General features: G+C 44.9%; 6 protein-coding genes. 5 read left to right on the top strand and 1 reads right to left on the bottom strand.

The window, feature by feature from the left end:
- Both AB4496_RS03675 and AB4496_RS03680 read left to right on the top strand, forming a co-directional pair.
- Positions 1-572: DUF4823 domain-containing protein (locus AB4496_RS03675; protein ID WP_372130601.1), on the top strand; the 572-nt coding region annotated here is incomplete at its 5' end.
- Positions 573-833: 261 nt separating this feature from the next.
- Positions 834-1,271, top strand: coding sequence for a bifunctional diaminohydroxyphosphoribosylaminopyrimidine deaminase/5-amino-6-(5-phosphoribosylamino)uracil reductase RibD (locus AB4496_RS03680; protein WP_009844742.1), 438 nt, complete (start codon positions 834-836; stop codon positions 1,269-1,271).
- A gap of 17 nt (positions 1,272-1,288) precedes the next feature.
- Here AB4496_RS03680 and AB4496_RS03685 read toward each other — a convergent pair whose 3' ends face one another.
- Positions 1,289-1,741, bottom strand: coding sequence for an NUDIX pyrophosphatase (locus AB4496_RS03685; protein ID WP_009844741.1), 453 nt, complete (start codon positions 1,739-1,741; stop codon positions 1,289-1,291).
- 291 nt (positions 1,742-2,032) lie between these two features.
- On the opposite strand from AB4496_RS03685, the gene AB4496_RS03690 reads away from it, so the two are divergent.
- From AB4496_RS03690 to AB4496_RS03700, 3 genes are all read left to right on the top strand, one after another.
- Complete coding sequence (locus AB4496_RS03690) at positions 2,033-3,745, top strand: RluA family pseudouridine synthase (RefSeq protein WP_009844740.1); 1,713 nt, start codon at positions 2,033-2,035, stop codon at positions 3,743-3,745.
- A gap of 202 nt (positions 3,746-3,947) precedes the next feature.
- Positions 3,948-4,328 carry a hypothetical protein gene (locus tag AB4496_RS03695; protein WP_009844739.1) on the top strand — a complete coding sequence of 127 codons (381 nt, stop codon included), beginning with the start codon at positions 3,948-3,950 and terminating at the stop codon, positions 4,326-4,328.
- 323 nt (positions 4,329-4,651) lie between these two features.
- Positions 4,652-5,174, top strand: a 523-nt coding sequence (locus AB4496_RS03700) for an MFS transporter (RefSeq protein ID WP_372071261.1), incomplete at its 3' end; no start/stop codon positions are given.

Raw genomic sequence — 5,174 nt, forward strand, 5'->3', positions numbered from 1 at the left:
AAACTATGGTTAATATTAACTCACATCCATATAAGGTAGCTATTATGTCGATTTTACGTGCGTTACTGATACTTATAAGCTTAGTTATCATTGGGTGTGCTGATACACATAAACTTCAGGTTACGGATGTAAACTCGACAGCTAAATTTGAAACAAGTGATTCAGTTTTAATCGGCCGCTCAAAGAATGGGGAGTATGGGAAGCACTATTATTCAGGCTCAGGACTAATGGTGAGTAAAGCTCTTCAATCAGAGTTATTCACAAAACTAAACAACGTCGCAATCGCTAACCAAGCAGCTGACTACAATTTTGTCCTTGAATATGCGAAAAGCAATGAGTTCGACTACTTAATTTTTCCTACCATATTACACTGGGAAGATCGCGCGACTGAATGGTCAGCAAAGCCAGATAAAGTAAGCGTAAAAATTACAGTTGTTGATGTTAAAACAAAAGTAATTATTAAGTCTGGCATAATCGAAGGAAAAAGCGGGCTAGCTACCTTTGGCGGTGACCACCCACAAGATTTATTGTCAGAGCCGGTCAGCGAATTTATGGCTAGCCTATTAAATTAATTATCGTGGTGATTCAATAATTGAGCTCTATTGCGTAGACAACATCAACTCTACCTTATGACACCGTAGTTAGCATGGTTAACCTATGTCGAATCAAACTTTGCCTCTGTAAAACCATTGACTAAAAGCCCAATCAGATCGAACATGCCCCCACTTGCTTAGCTTATCAATTTATTAGCTTAGTAAGTTAGTAACTAACCAACTCATCAACCGCGCGTGGCGACTAGCAGCTACGCTCTCTCGTCATACTGAGTAACGACCATGAACCAACAATACATGCTGCAAGCTCTTGAAGCTTCGCGCCAAGCCCTACCCGATTGCCAACCAAACCCGCCTGTGGGTTGTGTTTTGGTGAAAAACGATAAGGTGGTGTCTGTTGGATATACGCAAAAGGTCGGTGGAAACCACGCCGAGGTTGAAGCACTGAATGGCTATGACTGCGAAACGGATGGAGAAATGGAAGGCGTTACCGCTTACGTAACTTTAGAGCCATGTTCATTTGTTGGCAGAACACCCGCTTGCGCCAGTACATTGGTTAAAGCAGGTGTAAAACACGTAGTAGTGGCGATGCTAGACCCAGACCCTCGCAATAATGGTCGTGGTGTGGCGATACTCGAGTCGCACGGCGTGAAAGTCGATGTAGGGTTATGCCAAGAACAGGTAAACGCCTTTTTAACCCCGTATCTTGGTAAGTCCTAGATCTTAAACAGCCAGTGCTAATTCAATTTCACTCGGTAAAGCGGATTGCCTGGCTTATCGACAAAATACGACCAAATATGATCGTAGACGGCATGTTGGTTGGGGAACGGCGCAAGTGCTTTCGCTTCCTCTAAATCGCACCAGCGGTACTCTGTATGTTCGTCATTCAGTTCAATCGCTTGGTTGGGTGGGCATAGCACCGCAAACAGAGGGATTAGCTGAATCACATTAACGTGAGCCTCGTAAAACTGCTCCAGAAACTGCGCGTTATACAAAGCTTCCACTTTAATTTGGGTCTCTTCTTCAAACTCGCGCACGATAGCCTGCCAGCCTGTTTCACCCGCTTCAATCGAGCCTGCGACGTGACACCAAAACTCGCCCTTTACACGCTTCATTAATAGCATTTTCATTTGTCCGTCGATCTCTGAAAGAGCGACACCGGAGACAATCGAAGTATTGAGTGGAATCATAACGTTACCTTAGTTTTCATAAGAGGGCGGCAAGGCTACCACCCTTCGTTTGTGAAGTTACCTTCTATGATTAAAAACGAGAAGTTACTCATCAATTAATGAAGTTCAAGCCATAACTCATGGGTTCCGTGTTAACCGTCTCGCTTAGCTATCCAGTAATAGAACCATTTCTTATTTGAGGCGCTTTTCGATAAAGAGTAGAATCGCCGCCTTGTACTGTGTTTAAAACCTTTAAACATACACAGTAGACTCACAACCATTTATCACCACGATATAAGTATTAATACGACTATGCACTCATCAAAACCAACGCACGACTCAGAAAACAGCCATACTCCTGAGCATTGCTTCACTCGTTTTCAACAGCCGATCGAGTCATATTCGTTGCCTGAGCGTTTCACATTCCCGTTCTATTATGAACCGCATCCACTGTGTGAAATCGCCTCTCATCAGCTTCAACAATATCTAGAAACGCAAACCGATTGGCAACATGACTTCGGCTTAGATTCTGACGCAGGTCGCGGCAAAATGTTTGGTGTGTTACTGGTGAAAAGCCCTGAAGGTGAGCTTGGTTACTTCTCTGCTTTCTCTGGAAAAATCGCCGACCAAAACCTACTGCATCACTTTGTTCCGCCCGTATTCGACATGTTGAGTAGCGACAGCTTTTTCCATCAAGACACGGCCGACATGATGGCTGTGAATGCGAAATTTAAAGCGCTGCAAGCAAACGCTGATTACCTTGAACTGTGCGAGCAACTGGCACAACAAAAAGCACAAGCTGAACAAGAGATTGAAGCTCAGCGTTTATTAATTATAGAAGGCCGAAAAACACGTAAAGAACAACGCGAACAATGTAAAGAAAACCTTGATGAGCAAGCCTTCGAACAGCTAAATAACGAGCTAAACAAAGCCAGTGTTGCCGACAAGAACCAACAGAAGTATCTAAAACTCAACTGGGAACAGACTCTGCAAGTGTTGCAGGCTAAAGTTGATGTGTTCACGACTCAACTGGCTGAGCTAAAAGAGCAAAGAGCACACCTTTCTCATCAGCTTCAGCACAAACTGTTTTCACAATACGCTTTCCAGAATGCGGAAGGTAACATTGAGGATCTCAACCAGATCTTTGAAGACACCCCAAACAAGATACCACCAGCGGGTTCTGGCGAATGTGCCGCTCCCAAGCTGCTGCAATACGCGTATTTGAACGGTTACACACCGCTGGCATTGGCTGAATTTTGGTGGGGTCGTTCACCGAAATCGGAAATCCGTAAGCACAAGAAATACTACGCGTCTTGCCAAAGTAAGTGTGTACCGATTTTAGGCCATATGATGAAAGGCTTGGAAGTCGATCCCAACCCATTGCTAGAGAACCCAGCAGAAGGCAAAGACCTCGATATCCTGTTCCAAGACGATCACATCGTTGTGGTACACAAACCAGCAGGTTTTCTATCCGTACCGGGTAAAACCATAAAAGATTCGGCCTACACTCGTGTTCAAGAAATGCATCCCGATGTTGAAGGGCCATTTGTTATCCACCGCTTGGATATGGCGACCTCTGGCATTCTAATATTTGCGCTTACACGACGTGCGAACAAAAGCCTACAGAAGCAGTTCATTACTCGTGAAGTTGAGAAGCGTTACGTGGCAATGATAGAAGGCGTTTTAGAGCAAGATGAAGGTTATGTTCGCTTACCACTACGTGGAGATTTATACGATCGTCCTCGTCAGATTGTCTGCTTCGAACACGGCAAGCCTGCTGAAACGAAATGGGAAGTGATTGAGCGAAGCCAAGACACAACAAAGGTTTATCTGCACCCGAAAACGGGCCGCACACACCAATTACGTGTTCACTGTTCACATGAAGAAGGGCTTAACATGCCTATCGTTGGTGACGGCTTATATGGCAACAAAGCCGACCGACTGCACCTACACGCAGAAAGGCTAGCACTACACCACCCAGTCACCAAAGAGTGGATGGAGTTCCAGTTCGACGCCGAATTCTAAGCGTTAAGACTACTTTCTGCGTTAAGCCTATTTTCTGCGTTGAGCCTAGGAGATAAACCAGAGTCACAAACCATTTGTGACTCTGACTCCCTCTTTCTCCTACCCCTTTCGGATAATTCACCACGCTTATTGCACTACATCAAGGTCCACTTTGTTGTGAGGAGTAGCATGCGCCTCTTCTTCTTTCCTTGAGGCCTTTGATATGTCATCAGCTGCTTTGAATATACAACCCAACACAACGACTTCTTCCGTGATCGCTTCGCAAGCACTAAGCTTGAAACCACTCACAAACAAAAAGCCAGACTTAAACTCGGCAATGCTCAATCTAATTAAAGAAGTTAAAAACGAACTCCCTCTTTACGAGTCGGAGACGTTTATCTGTGGACCGAAAGGAAACTGCTCTGGTTGCTCTAAGAAATTATTGGAGATGGTCGACAGTGAATTGATGTACTGGGAACACAGTATTTCAATCGGCCAAGGCCCTAACTTCGAAGAATTACGCCGTTTTGGTAAGCTATGCAGTAGTGTTAGACGCGGCCTAGAACGCAACGGCTTGGTAGAAAAGCGCCCAAAGAAAAGATAACCAGCTAACTCACAGCTACTACAAGCTTTCGATGAGCATTACAAACTATCTATCCGCACTACAATCTATCGATCATCATTGCAATCTAACCTAGTCACTAACAGGTTGAACTCGTTCACTATAAGAGTGATAATATTTTGTAATACAATAAGTACCAAGACAAACCATTAGAGATTTTCCGCCAAGTTCTTGAGCGAATCCATCCTTCATGTCTAGCGTGTCTTAAACCTTCTGAAAGCCAACATCACATCCATTAAAAGCCCTTTATTGGATAGCGGGGAAATACCTTGAAGAAACCACAACCAATACTGGGTAAGACCGGTATGCTATTTTTCCTCGTCATCATCAGTGCGTTTCCTCCATTGACCATCGACCTGTATTTGCCAGCCCTTCCGCAAATGGTTGAGGTGTTCAATACCGACCAATCGATGGTCAACCTAACCCTGAGCAGCTACTTCGTGACCTATGCGGTTGGCCTGTTGTTCTGGGGACCGCTCAGCGAAAAGTTTGGACGTAAGCCGATTCTACTCATTGGCATCGCAAGCTATATGGTGGCGAGCGTATTATGTGCCATGACCAACAGCATTGAGCAGTTGATTGGTGCCCGTATATTCCAAGCCTTTGCGGGCAGTGCCATCACCGTTATCGCAACCGCCATCGTGAAAGACCTTTATGACGGCCGAGAACGTGAAAAGATCATGGCGACTATCATGTCACTGGTGATCATCGCGCCAATGGTTGCGCCTGTATTTGGTGCCTTCTTACTGAAAATTGCGTCTTGGCGAATGATGTTCGTCACCCTCGCCATTTTTGGTGCATTTGCGTCAGTTTTAGCTTGCTGCTATC

It is taken from the genome of Vibrio sp. 10N.222.46.A1, assembly GCF_041473595.1.
Taxonomy (GTDB): Bacteria; Pseudomonadota; Gammaproteobacteria; order Enterobacterales; family Vibrionaceae; genus Vibrio; species Vibrio tasmaniensis_A.

Excerpts from the sequence above, each read along its gene's own strand:
- AB4496_RS03695 (WP_009844739.1), top strand. The coding sequence starts at position 3,948 with ATGTCATCAGCTGCTTTGAATATACAACCCAACACAACGACTTCTTCC.
- AB4496_RS03685 (WP_009844741.1), bottom strand. The coding sequence starts at position 1,741 with ATGATTCCACTCAATACTTCGATTGTCTCCGGTGTCGCTCTTTCAGAG.
- AB4496_RS03680 (WP_009844742.1), top strand. The coding sequence starts at position 834 with ATGAACCAACAATACATGCTGCAAGCTCTTGAAGCTTCGCGCCAAGCC.
- AB4496_RS03690 (WP_009844740.1), top strand. The coding sequence starts at position 2,033 with ATGCACTCATCAAAACCAACGCACGACTCAGAAAACAGCCATACTCCT.